The following is a 21,011-nucleotide window of genomic DNA, read 5'->3' as shown; positions in this document are numbered from 1 at the left end:
AAGAGTATAATTACCCGTTATCATAGTCATTGTAAACGGACTTCCCGGGATGTTTACACCGTTTGTTTTAAGATACAATTTTGGGTACCCAGTAGCCGGTGCGTCGTTGTCCGGGTCGGTATATTTTACACGGTACACGAATTGTGTTGACGTTGCGCCATCTTCAGGATTGAGCCCGTCGGATGTATAGCCAGCTTCACTGGTCCACGAGATTGACGGAGAGTTATTTATGACATCCGGTGCGTCTTTAGATGCTGCAGGCATACCTGTCGCTGTTGCATAAGATAAATCGTATGCTTCAAAATAGTATGTATAATCATTCCCGGGAGTAAGCGATGCATGGTAAAAATATATCGCACCGGTATTATAGTTCCCGGAGAAATAGGCCATTGTAAACGGGCTTCCTGAGATGTTTACACCGTTCTTTTTTATGTACAATTTAGGATATCCCGCTGCAGGGGATTCATTATCTAGGTCCATAAACTTTATGCGGTATGTATACAACGTAGAAGAAACTCCGGTTTCATAGTTTATACCGTCTGTAGTATAACCTGTTTCACCGCTCCACGAAAGTTCCGGTATAATATTTGTCACTACCGGCCTTGCGACGGGAGTCAACGGTGTCCCCGTTGCTGTCGCACCCCAAATATCATATGCAGCAAAATAATATGTGTACCCGCTGCTTGGTAATAATGAGTTGGTAGAACTGTACACAGCGCCAGTATTGTTATTACCAGATACATATGTCAAAACAAATGGGCTTCCTGAAATGTTCACACCGTTTCTCTTTATATACAGTTTAGGATACCCGTTTACCGGAGCGTCATTATCCTGGTCAGTATATTTTACACGGTAAACAAATGCAGTTGTTGACGTTCCGGAATCGTAGTTTAACCCATCATCAGTATAACCTGCCTCACCGGCCCATTCAAGTATTGGCGCGTAGTTGTACGTTCCAAAAACGTTTTGGCTTGTTTGTGTGGACGATAATAATGAATAACTGCGGTTTACAGGAAGAAAACGCCAGTTATTACTTGAAACCGTTACTACAAAACTGTTGGTTGTAACTGTAAGTTCATAATATCCATTTCCATCAGTCAAAGTTGTACCGGAAATTTCACCTGATAATGATACTGTCATCCCTGTTAATGCACTACTGCTGTTATCGAGTACATACCCGCATACTTTATAGTACACCGGCCCTGTATATGTTCCATAAAAGTTTTGTCCTGTCTGTGAAGATATTAATGTTGAATAATTCCTGCTCGACGGTGAGAATGACCAGTTCGTACTCGACGGAGTTATTGTATAACTGTTAGTTGAGACATATACAAAAAAGTATCCTGTTGCGTCGGTATACGTACTCCCGCTTGAATCTCCCGACAACGTTACCTGAATACCAACCAACACATTACTACTGTTATCTTTCACGTATCCGGAAACACCGTAGGTTGAGTATAATATTGTAAAGTTTATGCCGTTCGACTCGCCGCCGCTAGTATTAACCGTAACGCTACCTGTCTCAGCGGAGGGCGGTACTTTACAGGTTATAATTGTATCGCTCCATAATGTTATTGACGATACTTGGTTATTATAAAATTTTACGTACGACGTTCCCTGCAGTGCAAGGAAGGATGTACCGTAAATTGTTATGATATCATCCTCATATCCAGATGTTGTCGTCATCGACGAAATTACCGGTGTTACAGGCGGCACATACGCACTGTTATAATACTGCCCGTCAGATGCAATGGTACCATACGCACCAGCACCGTTTTCGTAATACACAGAATAATAGTAAGTAGAGTTCTCTATCAAACTTAACCCGCTTTGCGAAACACTGGTTCCGGGTTTAAACACCTGTACGTCATCAAGGTAGCCAAGTTGATAACCACCAAGCAAGAACGACGTTTTTGTTGTCCTATCGTAAACCATACCAGCACCATATCGTTGTTGCGGGCTTGAACTCGGGTTTAGTTCATACCACTGGTTACCGGATACGTCATAGTACCATGTATCTTTAAGATACCCTGATGACCCGTATCCGCCAAAAAGGAGTACGCGTTTATTAACCGGATCGTATACCATCGAATGTTCATATCTTGCAGATGGTTTGTTTATCGGAAATTTTTGTGTCCAAGTGTTATTACCATAATTGTAGATCCATGTATCGTCGAGATACCCGCTGTCTCCGCTACCGCCAAAAAGTATTACCTGACGGTTGTTACTATCATACACCATAGATTGCCCATACCGTACCGGCGGGAGTGAACCTCCGGGATTGAGGCCTGTCCATGTATTCACCGCGTAATCATATGCCCAGGTGTCATTATAACGATTAACACCTTCCCATCCGCCGAAAAGTAATGTTTTTTCGTTATAACTATCGTAAACCATAGAGTAGTACTCGCGGATAGAAGGTTTGGTTGATGGGTTCATGTTTGTCCAGCTATTCTGTACATCATCGTAAACGTATGTATCTTGCAATTGTGCAGTACCATTATATCCGCCAAAAGTAACAAATTTTTTATTCTCAGTATCATACACTAGCTTAACCCCGCGCTGCCCTGATGGCACGGAGGATGGATTTTTGTTTACCCAAATGTTAAGGTTAATATCATATTCCCAGGTATCAGATAAGACTCCGCCGTTCCAACCGCCGTAGACAACAATTTTGTTACTCACCGCATCCGCTGCCATACCGTAAACATACCGCGCGGAAGGACGCGTGGTTTGTGTTATATTGGCCCACAAAGTTGCTTCGGTCCAGTTTTTGAGATCAGCACCACCCGGTGTACTCCCGATTGCATACCTATACCTGCTGATACCCGAATCATTATCAATGGCAATGTCCCAGTTGGCAGATAATGTATGTGACGAGCTTGTTATAGAAGTACCGCTTCCCAACCCATCCCTGACTGCCGCAGGTGCCGACGGGGCAGTAAGGTCAATACTCGTACCTTCGCTCCATGCATTCCATTGCCCGTATACTGAGACATTATTTTTCCCTTTTATTCGGGCATAATAAGTTTTCTTATCCTGACAACCCGTAATAGTCCATGTAGTATAGTTGCCGATATAATTGTCAATAAGATAACTGATACAGTCATATGGCGCTGTCGCTACCTGTAACCAATAACCGTTAATACCGGTGATATCCGTCAATGTTCCAGCAGTCCATGTAATATCATAACTTGTTTGTGAACTTGTGAATTTACTCGGATAAACCCTTGTTGCACTCCCTGTGGGTTTAGGTAATACTATACCCGTAGAACTATATACCTCGGTTGATAATCCAGCAGCGTTACGCGCTTTTACTGAGAAGTAGTATGTCGTATCCTGTACCAGCGTGAGGCCGGTTTTCACGGTGTATGTATCAGTTTCTACTGAAGTCCAGCCGATTATATCCGTCCCTCCGGAGGTTGTGCCTATACAATAGTAATTAGTAGTAATGCTGGTTTCAGTATCGATAAATTTCCAGTTTGCAGCAAGTGTAGTTGAGGACATATTGTATTCTGAATCAGTATCTGTTCCATCGTAAATATACGAAAATACCGGCGGAGTTGTATCAACGAGAATACCATCGCTCCAGGTAGTATAACTTCCATACAAAGATTGTCCATTCCGCGCTTTTATCCGGACATAGTATGTTTTACCGGTCACTGCGCCAGTAACTTCCTGAGTCAGGACATTGCCAATATACGCATCATACAAAAAGGCTGAGGCTTCAGTTGCAGCAGTAGATACCTGTAAGTAATACCCCGAGATCCCGCTTTCTATATCAACCAGGGTACCGGCGGACCATGTAAAAGTCAACGCTGTCATTGTGCTGTACGCCCCGGCATCTATCGGTGTTGACGCTAAACCTTGAGGAGTAGATGAATCAATCACTACCTGCCCGTTACTTGTCGTGACATTACTGTACAATCCAGCATTATCAACCGCTTTTACTGAAACATAATATGTTGTGTTATACATTAATGACAATCCTGTTTTAGTAACATTTACAGAAGTTCCAACTGAAGTCCAGTCAACAATATTCGTCCCACCGGAATTTGTTCCCATAGCGTAGTAGTATCCCGCAATACCGCTGCCCTCATCCGTTGCAGCAGACCAGTTCGCGGATAAAGTGTCAAAATTGTTAGTGACCGCAATGTCTGTACCGGTACTGTCCTTGACAATACTTACAGCTGAAGGTGTAACAGTATCGACTAAGATACCGTCGTTCCATACAGAGTAATTACTATACAGGTACTGGCCATTACGTCCTTTCACCCGTGCATAGTACGTTATTCCCGTAACTCCGCCGGTTACTGTATAAGACTCAGTATTTCCTACATATGAATCAAAAAGGTGTTCTTCACATTCGCTATCTGCTGTACTAACCTGCAGATGATAACCCGAAACTCCGCTTTCCGGATCTATACACAAACCAAAACCCCAAACAAAACTCAATGCCGTGGTTGTACTGATCGTACCTGTATCAGCTGGTGCAGAAGGTACTCCTACGGGCGCCGATACATCAATAACCACCTGGCCATTGCTGGTAGTTACACCGCTGTAGAATCCGACATTGTCGATACATTTTACTGAAAAATAATATGTTGTGTTATATACAAGAGTTAACCCTGTTTTTGTAAAATCTCTTGATGTGCCGGTTGAAGTCCATGCTAAAATATCCGTCCCTCCGGAGGTTGTGCCTATGGCACAATAATATCCCGCAATACCGCTACCTTCATCCGTTGCTTCATCCCAATTACCGGACAATCGGTCAAAATTATTGGTAAAGACTATATCCACACCAGTCCCGTCGCGCACGGTTCCAACCGCCGAAGGAGTAATAGTATCTATCAAAATACCGTTACTCCATGAAGACCAATTACTATAGTACCCATCAATATTTGCGGCTTTTACCCGTGCATAATACGTTGTCCCTGTAACAATATTCCCAATTACATCCGAAGTATTCAATCCTTCAGATGTACCATAAATATATGACTCACAATCAGTCGCCGCTGTTGCTACCTGTAAGTAATAATCAGATATCGCGGTATCTGTATCTTCTATTGTTCCTATACTCCACTCAAAAGTTATTAGGGTCGACGTACTATACATTCCTGTATCAACAGGCGTTCCCGGTGTACCGGTAGGAGGTGTTGTGTCACGGGGAATACATATTCCGCCATACTGAGCTGAACATTCATTCCAACCAGTCGAATTATCCGTAGCTCGGATACGGAAATAATACGTACTGCCTCCTGTCAGGCCGGTGATAAGTTTGGTTTCCACCACACCGTTTGAAGTAGAAGTGCTCCATGTAAGAGTGTACGGACTTGACCAGTAGTCGTTACTTGCATTTTCAGTATACTTTATTTCATACTTCCTTATTGTCGCACTAGATGGTGAAGTCCATTGCAAAGAAACCTTCTGTAGTCCGGTTTCGTACCCGCTGAAATTATTTATTTTTGTTAAATCCGGCCATGCGTATTGGTATAATTCCACATTCTTATCAGTTCCCCAATACTGCCCAGCAAGATACATGCCACCCCAAGCCAAATCGATATCATAATCGTTATCACTAGAACCATTAACTCTGGTATCCCAATCCTGTACCGCTTCACTGTCGAGTTTTGACAGTGCTGCTATGTATAAGGCGCCAACTGCATCATCACGCCACATCTTCCCGCCTTCTCTGCTACTCCCATACCCTCTGTTCCATAAAACGTTGGTCCCGGAACTTGCTATCTTTATAATATACGCGTCAGCTGAATTACCTGAATTACAGGAGATTAGGGCGTTAGTAACGCTATCGATCACGATTGAGTACGGAATGTCTTCGTAATGAGTAGTCCCGCATTGCAATGTCCAAAGTATGTTGCCATCAATATCGTATTTCCGTACAAATGCGTCTCCATTCCCAAGTGCCTGCTGACCCGTGAATGAAGAGTCCGTATATCCTAGTAGATACACATTCCCTGAACTATCAATCTTGAGATCTTTAACATAATCATAACCCGTGGTACCGGCTGTTAAGGAAGAAATAAAATTCCCTGTATTAGCATCGTATTTATCGACTACAACATCGTAATCATGAGTGTTATAAACATTGTAAGTTATATACACAACTCCTGACGAATTGTTTACCGCTGTTGCTTCGATAGTGGGACAGTTACCGGTTGCAGTAAGTGTCTGCCATAACATATTACCGTTAGTATCATATTTTCTCATAAACCTATATTGATATTGGAATAGAGAACCTGAGACAAATATATTTCCGCTGCTGTCAGTGGCAACCGAATTTCCTCTGTCATTCCAGTCACCGCCGAAATAAAACTGGCGGGCCCATACTAAACTACCATATCTGTCATACTTCAATAGAAATGCATCATCATAAATTCCTTCATTAGTATTTCCAGGGAACGAGCCATAAGTAGATCCAGTGATATAAATACCATTATCATCAGCACACATTTCATAGTAAGTATCCGTAGCATCGGTACCCGGAAGAACTTTCCATTGAGCTGCAACGAATGCATAGGAATTTATTGATAGAAAAAGTGTTATAACCGCAGCGATTACGATAGATCGTTTCATGATATTACTCTCCGTGAGAAAAAAATATTTTTCCGGCTTTTCTTGAAGTCGATAATTACGTATACAGCATTGACTGCAGGAATCCTGGTAATATTGATTTCCATTGATTCTGTTGTTAATTGTATTTTATATCCGCAGTAATATTCAAGTGTTTTTTAGTATTTGACGTTTGAAACAACTAACAGCTTCACTACCCACTATTTTATAACCACAATCTTTTTTCGTTGAATATCATCCCCGCTCTTAATTATTAGAATAAACACACCGTTTCCAACATACTTTTCACCCATATTTTTCCCATCCCACACAACCAGCCCGTCACCATCTCGTTCCTCAAGTTTTTTCACTAGTTCACCGGCAACTGTATAAATACATATATCTGCTCGTTCCGTTAGATTGGAGATAGTCAATCCTTGAGTATGTTTAACTGGATTGAACGGATTGGGATACACTTTTACCGACTGAATATCAGCTGACGGGTTTAGCTGCATAATAGCAAACTTGGACAGATGCGCAGTCCTACCCTCGATATAGTTTTGGTCTGGATACCTCTGTGATGGAATAGGAACCCATCTGAGGTTTGATTCGTCATATCTGCAGATAACAAACTTTAATTCGTTCAACCCGATTATATCAATGTCTCTGTAGTTCAACGTGATAGTAATCTCTTTAACCGGCTGAAGTTGTTTATCAATATTTATTTCAATTCCGATGTTTGTCGGCCTTAGATTTTCTTGATATACTTCGGATATTGTCGCGGTAGAAATATTAATAATTACTGTATCAGCAAACGTTTGTACAGGAATTTGTACTTTTATCACACCTGTCTCCGGCGTAATTTGTACAGTTTTCTGTGTATTAACAGCCACTGATGCCGACGATGATATTATATAAAACGTTTGAACCGCAGGACCGGTTAGAAGCGCGGTGATTCCAGTAGCAGTACCGCCGGTTATATCGTATGCTTCAAAATAGTACGTATAATCAGTACCTCTAGCAAGTAGCGTAGGATAAGTATATACTCTTCCCGAATTATATTGAATACTATCCGCCGTTGTCATTACAAACGGACTCCCGGATATCTCTGTATTACTCTTCAACACATGTACCTTTGGATATCCTGATGCTGGAGCGTCATTATTATAATCGGTATATTTCACGCGATATATAACAGTTGTAGTTGCTGTCCCAACCTCGGGGTTAATACCGTCGTTTAAGTATCCTGACTCGCCTGTCCAGCTGAGTATAGGCGCGGAGTTGTATGTACCAAAAAAGTTTTGGTTCGCCTGTGACGACGATATTGCTGAATAGTTGCGCGATGACGGCGAGAACCGCCAGTTTGCGCTTGATAAACTGACCATATAACTGTTTGTTGATATAGTAAACGCATAATAACCCGACACGTTTGTAACTGTAGTACTCGATTTATCACCCGACAGTGTCATCATAAATCCTGATAACGGATTACTGCTGTTGTCTTTCACATACCCCGAGATACTGTAATCTTGTGTAGTCACTATACGCGTTGCCATCCATACAGAAATATTTGTACCCACCAGCCCCGGCCCGTCGGGATACGGCGGCATTTCTACATGCCCGAAGTATAAGGTTTGCCCGTCGGCGGTTAGCGACGGCGCGCCTTCGGCGCTAAAATTTGGGCTATCAAAATATTTCATTGCATCCACTAAAACCGGGCTTGACCAGTTATTGTTGCCTTGTTTGATAGTACAAAAAATGCTTAACTTATCCACTCCCGGCTGTCCCCGGCTTGCAAAGTACAGCGTTTTATTATCGGGACACATAAACGGATGGAAGTCGGTATTTCCCGTATTAACCTGTGTAGAAAGTTTTATCGGGTTCCCCCAGGCAAAGTCATTGTTGACATTCTCGCGCGTAGACATCCAGATATCAAACCCTGCTTCGCTGGTTGCGTTTAAGTCCGTGGTACACCCAAAGTATAACGTTTTGTTATCCGGCGAAATACAGGGCATGTCAACCCGTATAGTTGGGTTATTGATTACTGTCCCGAGCTCTACCGCCGCAGGCCATGTACCGTCAACGTTTTTGTGTATTACAAAAATTGAAAGCGTGTACAGGTTCGACGGGCGTGAACGCGCTAAATATATCGTCTTCCCATCGCTTGATATACTAATCGACGTTTCATGTACGTTTGTGCTGTGCGTAGATACGGGAATACTCCAAGTACCATCCGAGTTTCGGGAACTTATATAAAAATCAAAATTGTTATTCCCGTTGTTACCTGGGCGTACAGCGCCGGGCCGCGCGCTTTCAAGGCCGGGGTAATACACAAAGTATAAGGTGTTACCATCCGGTGTGACCCACGGCATGTCGATCCACCCGCCAAGGTTTATTGGTACGCCCAACCGTATTGGCGGATTCCATTGGAGATCATTCGCAAGTAATGGTTGGGATAAAATATAGGAAGTAATGATTGATGATAATAACAGTACCCAAGACAAATGGTTTTTAATAAACTTATTAAACATATAATCAGTAGAAACAACTAAGGGTTTTGAACCCGTTATACCGCTTTTTGATATCGCTTGATTTAAGTTCCGCGAGTTTACGCAAACTAAAACTTTGCACGTTATAAGACGCTACGACACTGCCGTAAACCACTGCATTGGTCAACGTTTTTGCATCATTTTTCCCAGTTTTCGCGAGGTAGCCCACAAACCCGCCGGCAAACGTATCTCCCGCACCTGTGGGATCTTCCACGTGTTCCAACGGATAGCCCGGCAGACAGTACGTCCCGGTTCTCCCGATGAGCAACACACCGTACTCCCCGCGTTTAATAACCAACCACTTAGGACCGAGCTTCAAAACCTTCCGTGCACCTTTCAATAAATTAGGCATCCCGGTAAACTGTTTTACTTCAGATTCATTTATGATCACAATATCACTTTTTGCAAATACTTTGGAGACAACGTTTTTCTTTACCGAAATCCAGAGGTTCATTGTATCGCAGATAACAAGTTTTGGCCGTTGGTTCATTAATCCTAAAACTTTCAACTGCAGTTCCGGCATAATATTCGCAAGGAATAAGTAGGGCGTGGACCGCCATACAGGCGGGATTTTAGGGTTAAAGTTCTGGAATACATTAAGCTGAGTATCCAATGTTTTTGCGGAATTCATATCACCTTCATACCGTCCCGCCCAGCGGAACGTTTTCCCGTCAACAATTTCGAGCCCCGTGGTATCCACCTTATGGCTTTCCAATAGTTTCACGTACTTCTTCGGAAAATCAGTCCCCACAACGCCCACTAACCGTACGGACGCGAATTTTGACGCAGCAACTGAGAAATATGTCGCAGAACCACCCAGTGCGTCAACAACTTTACCATAAGGCGTCTCAACGCTATCCAATGCCACTGACCCTACGACAAGGATTGTGTTTTTCATAAGTATTTCTCCAGGACAACACCTAGTTTCTTTACCGCTGATTTATTCTTTTGCCAGTCCGTTGTAAATATCGAGTTTTTTAACGCGTTTGCGCATTCGCATTTTCGTTGCCTTAGCATAAGTTTTGGCAATACAATCTTTATTAATTTCTTCGCGTTTGCAATATTCGCATTAAGATTTGAGATTACAACATCCGACGTTACTTCCTCGCCTTCTTTCCATACGTCATAATCAGTGATAAACGCGATTGTGGTATAACATATTTCAGCTTCCCTTGCGAGTTTTGCTTCCGGAATAGCTGTCATCCCGACAATAGAAAAACCTAGCACGCGGTTCGCATGGGATTCCGCTTTAGTTGAAAACATCGGCCCTTCGATACACACATATGTCCCGCCGAAATTTGTCTTTATCCCCACTTTCTCAGCGGATTGATATACAAGTTTCATCACCTCACCGCAAGTAGGATTTGCGAAGGCAACATGCGCGACAATACCACCTCCAAAAAAAGTTGATACCCTGTTTTTTGTGCGGTCAAAATACTGATCCGGCAACACCATTGTCCGCGGAGGAAGTTCTTCCTTCAATGACCCGCAGGCGGAGATCGAGAGTATTTGTTCCACCCCAAGTGATTTTAACGCATAAATATTTGCGCGGTAATTAACTTCAGTCGGCATAATTTTATGCCCTTTACCATGTCTCGGCAAAAACGCGCATTTGATGCCTTCCAGCACACCAGTTACTATCACATCAGATGGACTGCCATACGGGGTTTTTAAAGAGACTTCTTTTACATCACTTATTCCGTCGATATCATACAACCCGCTTCCTCCGATAACTGCAATTTTTACTTTATCCATTCCCATAAAAACCTTACACCCCTTCTCCTCCGGCAGCGTTACTATAATTCAATTTCTTCATAAATATTATTCTTCCACCCGCCGGAAGGCTTGAAATCCAAGAGTATCAACCTAACACTATCCTCACTGACATTGGTTTCTATCTGGAATACAATATCCAGTTTTGTAGATTTTGAAATTTCGTATCCAAGAAAACCCATGCCCCTCGCTATGCCTTCAATTTTTTGAGGACCCGCATCAAATTCCATGCGTAGATGCAACTTCTCCCGCCCGACAATTGCGTGGTTTTTTATACTGGTATTACATACTTTAAATACAGGAAACGCATTTCCTACGCCATAAGGTTCAATCGTGTTGATATCATCCAATAATTTCGGTGTAATATTATCCCATTCCAGTTCGTCATCCACCTGAATAACCGGGCGTACCTGCCGAAGGTCTATCATACGTTCTGCAGCAGCACATATGCCTTTAACAAACTTATCAACATTTTCTTTTGGCAACTCTAACCCCGCAGCGGAACGATGCCCGCCATAACGATTAAGTAACGGTGCGCATTCCGAGATTAGTTTAAGAACATCAATATTCGTCGGAGCACGGGCATTACCACGGACAACGTTATTATCAGAGATAAGTATTATCACCGGACGGTAATAACGCTGTACCAGCTGGTTTGCAATAACCCCGCTGATCCCCGGTTCAATCCCCGTAGTGTTCAATACAATAATCTTGTCTTTCTTAAGGTCGTATTCAGCTTCAATGACCAGCAACAACTTACGCAATGCAGTGTTCTGCATCTCCCTGCGGCGGTTGTTAAGATCAAGGATATTAGCGAATAATGCCTGTGCTTCCGCACGGTTATCCGTAAGCAAAAACTCGATTACAATATTAGCTTTCCCTAACCGTCCCGCAGCGTTAAGAAACGGCGTTACCAGCCACGAAATCTGACGTGTGGTAAGTATTTTTTTATCCTGCAGGTCACAATGTTCAAGTATCATCTTCACACAAATACGCGGGCTGCGCAGTAATAAAGATAATCCTTCCCGTATAAGAACCCTGTTTTCCCCGGTCATTGAAACAGCATCAGCGATACTGCCTAATGCCACAAGATCGAGGTATTCCAGCGGGTTCCCCGTTTTTTGATTAATCTGTACCCACACAAGCTGGTGGAATACACTGTTTGTAGCATAACAATCCGCCATTGCACGATGATGCCGAAACGGGGGTAAGCTAAATGTATTAACCAGATTACCTAATGAATGAGATTTTAAAGGTAATAATGACTTTGATAATTGTAAAGTATCAACCACCTGGTTGTTTAATTCCTGTAACCCTGATTTTTTCAGCCATGCGTTGATAAACACGAGATCAAAGGCTTTACCGTTATGCGCAACAATATTTCTATCGCCTATATACTCAACAAATTTTATCAGCGCTTCCTTTACCCCCGGCGCTGATACGCACATCTCGTCAGTAATACCATGAATTTTTGTCATCTCCGCAGGTATGGGGCTCACCGGTTTTATCAATGACTGGAACTCATCTACGGGAACGAAGTTTATACATTTTAACGCAGCAAGTTCCAGAATCTCATTCCCCTGAGCGTCAAGCCCCGTAGTTTCAATATCTACTACTACCATTTCTTTATTATAAAACTCGCTATTATACGAAAAATGTAACGCTTCCGCGAGTTTGTAAGCTAACCCACACCCAGAAAGTTCGTTAAACGGATACTTTGAAGTAGTAAGCCGCGGGTTTAAAATCGCGAACGCTTCCGGCAACTTATCCGCGGGTATATGGTGGTCGGTAATTAACACTTCTACACCTAACTTATTGGCATATGCAATCTCGTCAATACCCGTTACTCCGCAGTCCGTAGTAATAATAACCTTCACACCTTTATCCGCATACTCTTTGATTGAGTCATTATGTAAACCATACCCCTGGTTTTGCGGGACATACCAGTGGGTGATAGCATGGTATTTATCCAATGCCTGTTTGAGCACTGTTACTCCTGCGATACCATCAGCGTCAGTATCCCCGTAGATAAGTATTGGTTCTTTACGTTCAACCGCTAATCTTACGCGTTCAACAACTTTCTGCATGTCAGGCAACAAAAAAGGGTTATGCAACATGCTAAGTTTCGGGTTGACAATATCCTGTGCTTTCTCAACGGTATCATACCCGCGGTTGATCAGCATTTTAGCTAAAACTTTAGATATCCCATACTTGGCAGTCAACTCCTCAACTTTGCCGGGATCTGGCTGGTAAACGTCCCATTCTTTCGCAATCAATTTAGTTTCCTCTTTCTATGTAATACACCAACCGCAGTTCATCTTCCGGTTCTTGTTCCGATATTTTAACAGACGACAATAATGTTTTCATACCCTGCATATATTTATTTTCATCATTGTAATACATACACGCTAACGGTACATTTTTTTCTATACGATCCCCTATCTTTTTCCCCAGTACTATACCTACCGCAGGATCAATCCCCGCTTCTTTTGTAATACGCCCCGCTCCAAGCTCTAGCGCTGCAATTCCTATCCTTCGGGTATCAAACCCTGAGATATACCCTTCTTTTTCAGAAAATATATCTTTCTTAAACTTCGCCTGAGGTAATACTTCCTGCGGCTTATCTACAACTTTACCGTCACCGCCCTGTGCAATTATCATCTCACAAAATTTTTCTAACGGTTTTCCATTGGAGACCAAGCTCTCAAGTTTATGTACACCTTCTTCCGGAGTTGAAACTTTTCCTGCCAGGACTAAACCCCATCCGCCAAGGATATAGACAAGGTCTGAGAAATCGTTATCATTAAATTCATTCTTTAAAAACTTAATTGTTTGCTCAACTTCCAAAGCGTTACCTATAGAATACCCCAACGGCTGTGACATATTTGTCAGTAGTGCTGCGACATTACGTCCGGCAGATTTCCCAATACTTACCATCATACGTGCAAGTATTTTTGCGTCATCCAGGGTTGTCATAAACGCCCCGTTACCTACTTTTACATCAAGTACAAGAACATTAGTTCCTTCCGCCAACTTTTTTGACATAATACTGCTTGAAATCAACGGTATATTATCTACTGTGGCAGTAACGTCGCGTAATGCGTAAAGTTTACGGTCCGCCGGGACAAGGTTGGGCGTTTGGCCGGTAATCGCGCATCCAATTGTCTGTAGTTGTGCAATAAACTTTTCTTTTGTCAGCCCTGTTACCAACCCAGGGATTGATTCCAGTTTATCCAGTGTTCCTCCTGTATGCCCGAGCCCGCGGCCGCAGATCATAGGAACAGTTACTCCTGCAGCAGCAAGCAACGGCGCTAATGCCAGTGATGTCCCATCACCAACCCCGCCGGTTGAATGCTTATCTACCGTTGGTTTTTGTATCACTGTTAAGTCATAAGTCTCACCTGAGCGTGTCATAATATCCGTAAGATCAAATGTTTCACGCTCGTTCATCCCGCGGCAACATATCGCCATTAACAGCGCGGATACCTGGTAATCCGGTACTGTTTCTTTTATATATCCGTCGATAACAAACTGAATTTCTTCATATGTAAGTTCTTTGCCATTACGTTTATTCAATATTATTTCGTATAAGTTCATATACACCCCGCGAGTTTCGGTAATAACAAACGAAATAATTTAATAAACTTTTGTTCAACAATTCTACCCATCTGCATTACTTCATTATGATCAATCTTCGTGCCGAAGGTTACCCCGGTTGCCATATTTGAAACAAACGATAACCCAATAACTTTTATACCTAATTGCCTGGCAACTATTGTTTCCGGTACCATTGACATCCCGACAATATCCGCGCCAAGCGTGCGGTATGATTTTATCTCCGCTGCGGTTTCGTATGATGGGCCTGTAACTGCAATGTATACACCATTTTTTATTATTAGCCCCGCTTTTTCTCCGGTAGATAAAGCTACTTTCTGAAGTTTTAGATCATACGGGTTTGTCATATCAACAAACCAGTGTAAACTATTACTTTTACCGCGTAACGGATTTGCGCCCATATTATTTATATGATCTCTTACGAGAACAATATCCGAGGGTTTATATTTCTTATTAATTCCACCCGCAGCATTGGTTATAATCAAACACTTGATCCCAAGCTTCGCGGCTAACCTAACAGAGAATGTTACAGTATCAAAATCATATCCTTCATAATAATGCACACGGCCTTGAAAAATGAGTACCGGCGTAGAGCTTACTTTCCCAATGGTAATACAGCCCTTATGCCCTGGTACCGAAGGGACAGGTATATTAGGTATTTTTGTATAATTAATGCGTTCACCTGTAACAATATCACCAACTGCGGATAATCCGGATCCCAGAATTATCGCAATTTGTGTATTACCCGCCATTCGAGGTTTCATAAACCTTACCGCAGCGTTAAGTTTAGTATCATACTTTTTGTTTAATTTCATATTTTCAATTCTTTCCCTGCATGATTTTTGAAATAAAACTTGTCCCGATTTTAACTTTCTTCACTTGCAAGACATCAGCAATTGTAGCACCTAGATCCGCAAAAGTTGGGCGTATGCCAATGTCAACCCCGGGAATAACCTTCTCACCGTAAACCAGTAACGGTACGTATTCGCGGGTATGGTCTGTATGTTTAGTAAACGTAGGGTCACACCCATGATCCGCTGTTATAAACAATACATCATCAGGTGTCATTACTGACATTATATCCCCAAGTTTTGTATCAAAATACCTTAATCCATCAACAAACCTTGCGACGTTACGCCGATGGCCCCAGAGCATGTCAAAATCCACGAGGTTTGTGAATATCAACTGTTTAATACTTTGTTTTGCTTTATCTTTTATAACATTAATTGTCTGTTCAATACCCTCTTCATTACTTTTTGTATAAACATACCGCGTAATACCGTTACCATTAAAAATATCATTTATTTTGCCGATAGCATAAACTTCGCCGCCGGAATCATTTATTGAATTCAATACTGTCGGGACAAAAGGATCAACCCCGAAGTCGTGGCGGTTAGGTGTACGTTTATAATTCCATGATGTTCCGGTGAACGGCCTCGCAATTATACGGCCAACACAGTGTTCTCCTGTAAATATTTCCCGTGCAATACGGCACATTGTATACAGTTTTTCTAACGGAATAACACTTTCATGCGCGGCTATCTGGAACACACTGTCTGCTGATGTATACACTATCGGATATCCAGTCCTTACGTGTTCATCCCCAAGTTTATCTATGATTTCAGTTCCTGACGCCGAATAATTTGCCAGAGTCCTTGTACCAATACGGTGTTCAAATTCAGCAATAAGATCTTTTGGGAATCCGTTGGGGTATAAAGGAAACGGGTGGTTAATCATGCAGCCCATCATTTCCCAATGCCCGATAGTAGTATCTTTCCCAATCGATTTTTCAGCCATTTTACCGTAACTTCCGGTTAATGATACGGATTCTGATGTTTTTAGGTCAACAATTTCTTGAAGGCCTAACTTTTGAAGATTAGGCAAGGATAATCCCCGTACTTTATCTGCAGTATTAGCAAGAGTATTAGCGCCGGTATCGCCAAACTTCGCCGCGTCGGGAAGCGCGCCGATACCCACACCGTCAAGAACTATTATGATCGCGCGCATAATGTATAAACTTTCTTTTCATAAAACAATTATACTTAATTACTAAATTGTTTAACAAATAGAAAATGCGGGAGTGTTTATTCTTTGAGAAACTTTGATTCTGAATCTTCAATCTTGCTTACGTTTGATAATTTATCGCTCAACCTCTGGAGTTTGCGTTCGCCTTCGTCAAACGTACTCTGCGCGTGCCGTAAATGTTTACCTAATAAAATAAAATCTTCATTAAACTTCCCCAGGTCAGTCTCAAGCCTCAGGAGGTTATCCACTACCACACGGGCGTTACGTTCAATCGCGAACCCGCGCAAACCAAGCACTATAGCCTGTAGGTATGCGTACAAACTGTTTGGTGAGACCGGTATAACTTTTTTTACCAGTGCGTAACTAAAGATACTGCTTTCCTCAGCTACATCTTCGTCTTTGATTATAGTCTCGTAATACACGTTTTCCGCAGGAATGTACATCAGCGCAAAATCAAATGTTCCTTCGTCAGGAACGATATACTTCGAAGCAATATCATCTATATGCCGTTTGATATCGCGGATAAACGCGCGTTTAAGCCCGACTTTTTCTGTGTCCTCCGCCGGGGTCTGTATTAACCTCCGAAAATTTTCTAACGGAAACTTAGCATCCACCGGCACCATACCCATGCCAAATTTAATAACAGCATCCACAGACTCACCCGAAACAAATTTATGCTGCATTTCATAATTATGCGCGGGTAAAATCTGGCTCAGAAGGTCACCCAGTAAAAGTTCACCCAACCCTCCACGCAACTTCGGTACCCTGAGTAATTGCTGGAGTTCGGCAATATCCTTGCCAATCTCAAATATCCGCTGATTACCTTCTTTTACTTCCCCAAGCCGTAACTGTACTTCTCCGACAACCCGTGATGCGTTATCTAACCGTTCACCCATTGACTGGTTTGTGCGTTCAGTGAGGTCCATGTTCTCTCGTAGCCGCGTATTTACTTGTTCGTTTAAGGAACTAAAATCCTTTGACACCTGAGTACGTAAAGCATCCAGTTGTTGTTGTATAAGATTTAATGATTGTTCAGAAACTAAACTGCCAACACCGCGGGTGGAAAACACGATTATCCCGGCAAAAACTATGATTACAATCCCTAATGCTATGACTACCGCAATTAATAGATCCATAAAATATGTATTTCTTTAGTCATATATTTTACTACTTTTTCCCGCGTTTTTGTTCAGCTTCACAAATATTCTTTTTCGCAGGGTCATTACCGGGATCTATCTCCAATACTTTTCGCCATGCAATTATTGCTTCTTCGTATTGTCCCTGCATATACAACTTCAACCCTAATTTATAATATGATTCCACGTCTTCCTGATTCACTGTTTTACATTCAGTTACCGTTGAAACATTCTGCGCAATATTTTTGCGGATTACCCGTATTTTTTCAGATACTTCCAAAGCTTTTTTATCGCCAGGAGAGATTTCCAATACCTGTAATATTATTTGTTCAGCTTTTGCGTATACTTTTTGTTCATAAAAATTCTCTGCATCAGACACTTTTTCGCGGATCCATTTTTCACGGCGTTCTTTTATTTCGGCTATCTTCCTGTTTTGTTCCATGACTGCTTTGTTTTTATCAACAAATACTTCCTGTGCGCTTAATGCTCCAATAAGCTTTACGGCTGTTACTTTATCTTCCGGAGCTATCATAAACGCCTGCATAAGATAATTAATCGCGTTTTGGTACTCACTTTTTTGTAGTTCGTCATCTGCACAGGAACGCAGTACCGACAGGTCATTAGTTTTTGCGGTGAGTTCTGCAACAACTTTTTTTAGTAATAATTTTGACATATCCTTCTTTGTTTCATTACTATACCCGCGGTTGAGTGCTTGAAGGTAGCTTCTAAACGCGTCGCTATACTTATAAGACTCAATACTGTTGTTGAACTCAACTATACATTTTCTAATTTCACGTTGAGTTCTAAGTTCTTCGACTTTTGTTTTGTACATAACATATGCCGCATAATTGCGTTCATCAGCTTGAATAATATGCGCCAACCTTTGCACTGTTTCTTCCAGGTTTATATTACCTGTTGATAATGTTAACGCTTTAAATTCCTCGCTTGCCCGTAAACGCTGAGTTTCGATTAATACCTGTTCTTCTATAAACTGCAAATACCTTTTTGAGCGTTCATGCGGGACAAATTTTATTACTTTTATAAACTCATCCTTTGCACGGGAATACTCATTATTCACTAATGCTTTTATCCCTGATAAATAACAAGGTTTTACCTGTTTAAACATTAATGATTCCGGTTCTGTGTCTTCTCTTTCCTCTTCCGCCAAAGCAATAAGCGCTTTATTCTCAAGCAACTGAGCTTCATCCCCACCGGAGAACACCTCAATTGCGATTGAAGTTAATACCTTTACTGCAGCGTAATCCCCGGAATCCGCGAGTGCCCGTGCGCGGGTAAGGTATTTGTTGTATAGCTCCCTGAAATATACTTCTTCTAAAGCATTACCCGCAGTCACTGATGATTTTGCTGTATAAAACGAGGTTTTTAGTTCTTTAGCATATTTTTTTATATACTTCGCAAGTTCACGGTTACGTTGTGGATTGCCGGGATCCAGCGCAGAGATATATTCCGCTATCCCTGCGGAATAATTACCTTCAAAGCATAAACGTTTACCTTCAACCAACGCATCACCATAAATTTTTGAAGTACCTGCAAGCACAATCATAGATAAACAGATAAGTTTCTTTAACATAACCCAACCCCTTCCAACCCGAATTAATCACATTCACCATAAAACCCAGTACGCGACTAAAATAAAACGTTATTTATATTAAATCAAGTAACTCAATAATCCCCATATTTCTTTGCGTAATTAACCATATGCCAGACATTACACGCAGGAACGTTGTAATGCAAGCTATTCGATGAAGATAGTATGTAACACCCTCCCGGTTTACCTTCATCCATACACTCTTTTACAGCCGCTGCAATTTCAGTTTCTGTCCCAGACACCAGTACCGTTGCGCAGTCGAGGTTACCCAGTAATACTAACCGCTTCCCAAAATATTGTTTTAATTCACGTATCCTTATCCCCGCCTGATAATCTATCTCATGATAACCATCCACTCCGGAGTTCAGTAACATATCATCCCACAACAACCGCGTATTCCCATCCGTACGATAGACATAAGGCAGTCCTAGTTCATGACAGTAGGAAGTCATAACTTTTATCCGCGGCTGTAACATCCTGCGGTAGAGTTCAGGCGAGTATACTGGCCCGTGATTATCCGCAATATCACCCCCGCCAAGAACAAAATCTGCACCATGCTCTTTTGCAGCTTTCATATACGCTAACCGTTCATGCAACTGATAATCAAGCCATTTCTCAATAAGTTCAGGGTATAACAACAAAGCTTCCCACCACGCGGCGTCCATCGGAATAGATAACGTACTTGGTACCGCTATACTTTTAACATTTCCAATTTTTGATACGACATAATCCATAGCTTCAAACACGGACGGATCGTACACCACATCCTTTTTTTCTTCATATATTTTGAGATTATCTTCCAAAACCTTACGCAGATGTTCAACACCGCCACGGCGTTGCGTGGAATCCACAACAAACATCTCGCCGGAGTCCGGGCTGAATTTTGAGATTGAAAAACTTTTGTCCATATCACCGAACAGGTAAGTGTTATCATCCAACTTCTTAAAATTAACTCTCTGCCCCTTTTTCGGGACAATAAGGTTTACCGGTATAATATCGTAATCCAGTTTATTGTGATAAAGCTCAACAACATCTTCCGCATAGCGCTGTACCAAGAAGTCGCGTTCTCCTTTTGCCAGTAGTTCATAGTAATCTTTGGTATACTCACCTCCGCCGGTATATGCCTTACGCCCGAGTATTTCCCCGGCAACCCGCGAAACTATCAGCTGGTCAAACACAGGCACACGGCTGGGAAGTTGACGGTTAAATACCGTCTCTACCAATTCTTTACTATTCACTTCTTCCCCATCCTGTCATAAATCTTATTACTTTTAAACCCGTGTTTAAAACGGTTAGTAAAGAAGTATGCCGCTAATTTAACGTCATTATATAGAGTATCCAAAATAAGATGTTCTACAAAACCAATACTTACCCCTATAATCCAGGGATTGTAATTACTTATGATCAACAACATAACGAATAATGGCAGGATTTCCCATGAATGAAGAAGTACATAGAAATGGTCAAGTTCGTAATTGTTGCATTTACGGAAAAATTCTTTTACATCAAAATCAATTTTTTTTATGTTCAGCCAATAGTCCAGCCAGTGGTCTAAGTCAATAAAGACGCCCATCAGGAATGAACCTCCGGCTATAGGCACTGATTTTGTTGTTAAGTACAACACACCGGATACACCGGCAGAGATCGCTAAATGCTGAGTAAATTTAATAATATAACTCCTTCTAAACCCAAGCGAGGGTTTCTTATAACCTTGCTTTTACTTCATGAATAAGC

At 41.9% G+C, this 21,011-nt stretch carries 12 protein-coding genes; all 12 read right to left on the bottom strand.

What is annotated here, in order from left to right; translation table 11 throughout:
• A partial coding sequence (locus WC955_09525; GenBank protein ID MFA5859295.1) for a kelch repeat-containing protein occupies positions 1 to 6,594 on the bottom strand: 6,594 nt, incomplete at its 3' end.
• A gap of 197 nt (positions 6,595 to 6,791) precedes the next feature.
• Positions 6,792 to 9,101, bottom strand: coding sequence for a T9SS type A sorting domain-containing protein (locus tag WC955_09520; GenBank protein MFA5859294.1), 2,310 nt, complete (start codon positions 9,099 to 9,101; stop codon positions 6,792 to 6,794).
• A gap of 4 nt (positions 9,102 to 9,105) precedes the next feature.
• A complete protein-coding gene (locus WC955_09515; protein ID MFA5859293.1) occupies positions 9,106 to 10,017 on the bottom strand; it encodes a PfkB family carbohydrate kinase in 912 nt (303 codons plus the stop codon).
• Positions 10,014 to 10,880 (bottom strand): S-methyl-5'-thioadenosine phosphorylase, encoded by an 867-nt coding sequence (gene mtnP / locus WC955_09510; protein MFA5859292.1) that lies wholly within the window; start codon positions 10,878 to 10,880, stop codon positions 10,014 to 10,016. Before mtnP ends, WC955_09515 begins: the two co-directional genes overlap by 4 nt.
• 35 nt (positions 10,881 to 10,915) lie before the next feature.
• Positions 10,916 to 13,168: a single-stranded-DNA-specific exonuclease RecJ gene (gene recJ, locus WC955_09505; GenBank protein MFA5859291.1), complete on the bottom strand. Its 2,253-nt coding sequence runs from the start codon at positions 13,166 to 13,168 to the stop codon at positions 10,916 to 10,918.
• A 1-nt stretch (position 13,169) separates the two neighbouring features.
• A complete protein-coding gene (locus WC955_09500) occupies positions 13,170 to 14,489 on the bottom strand; it encodes a thymidine phosphorylase (GenBank protein MFA5859290.1) in 1,320 nt (439 codons plus the stop codon).
• A complete protein-coding gene (locus WC955_09495; GenBank protein ID MFA5859289.1) occupies positions 14,486 to 15,322 on the bottom strand; it encodes a purine-nucleoside phosphorylase in 837 nt (278 codons plus the stop codon). The genes WC955_09500 and WC955_09495 overlap by 4 nt, the downstream gene beginning before the upstream one ends.
• 4 nt (positions 15,323 to 15,326) lie before the next feature.
• The gene (locus WC955_09490) at positions 15,327 to 16,514 is read right to left on the bottom strand and encodes a phosphopentomutase (protein MFA5859288.1); all 1,188 of its coding nucleotides are present in this window, start codon (positions 16,512 to 16,514) and stop codon (positions 15,327 to 15,329) included.
• 77 nt (positions 16,515 to 16,591) lie between these two features.
• Positions 16,592 to 17,668 (bottom strand): DNA recombination protein RmuC, encoded by a 1,077-nt coding sequence (locus tag WC955_09485; protein MFA5859287.1) that lies wholly within the window; start codon positions 17,666 to 17,668, stop codon positions 16,592 to 16,594.
• 31 nt (positions 17,669 to 17,699) lie between these two features.
• Positions 17,700 to 19,259: a tetratricopeptide repeat protein gene (locus tag WC955_09480; protein ID MFA5859286.1), complete on the bottom strand. Its 1,560-nt coding sequence runs from the start codon at positions 19,257 to 19,259 to the stop codon at positions 17,700 to 17,702.
• 92 nt (positions 19,260 to 19,351) lie between these two features.
• Positions 19,352 to 20,515, bottom strand: coding sequence for a uroporphyrinogen decarboxylase family protein (locus WC955_09475; GenBank protein ID MFA5859285.1), 1,164 nt, complete (start codon positions 20,513 to 20,515; stop codon positions 19,352 to 19,354).
• Positions 20,512 to 20,901: a hypothetical protein gene (locus tag WC955_09470; protein ID MFA5859284.1), complete on the bottom strand. Its 390-nt coding sequence runs from the start codon at positions 20,899 to 20,901 to the stop codon at positions 20,512 to 20,514. The genes WC955_09475 and WC955_09470 overlap by 4 nt, the downstream gene beginning before the upstream one ends.
• Positions 20,902 to 21,011 lie beyond the last annotated feature (110 nt).

This window comes from Elusimicrobiota bacterium, from assembly GCA_041658405.1.
In the GTDB taxonomy this organism is placed as follows: Bacteria; Elusimicrobiota; UBA5214; order JBBAAG01; family JBBAAG01; genus JBBAAG01.
Note: the sequence above shows the minus strand (reverse complement) of the source record. Positions and strands in the feature narration are given on the sequence as shown.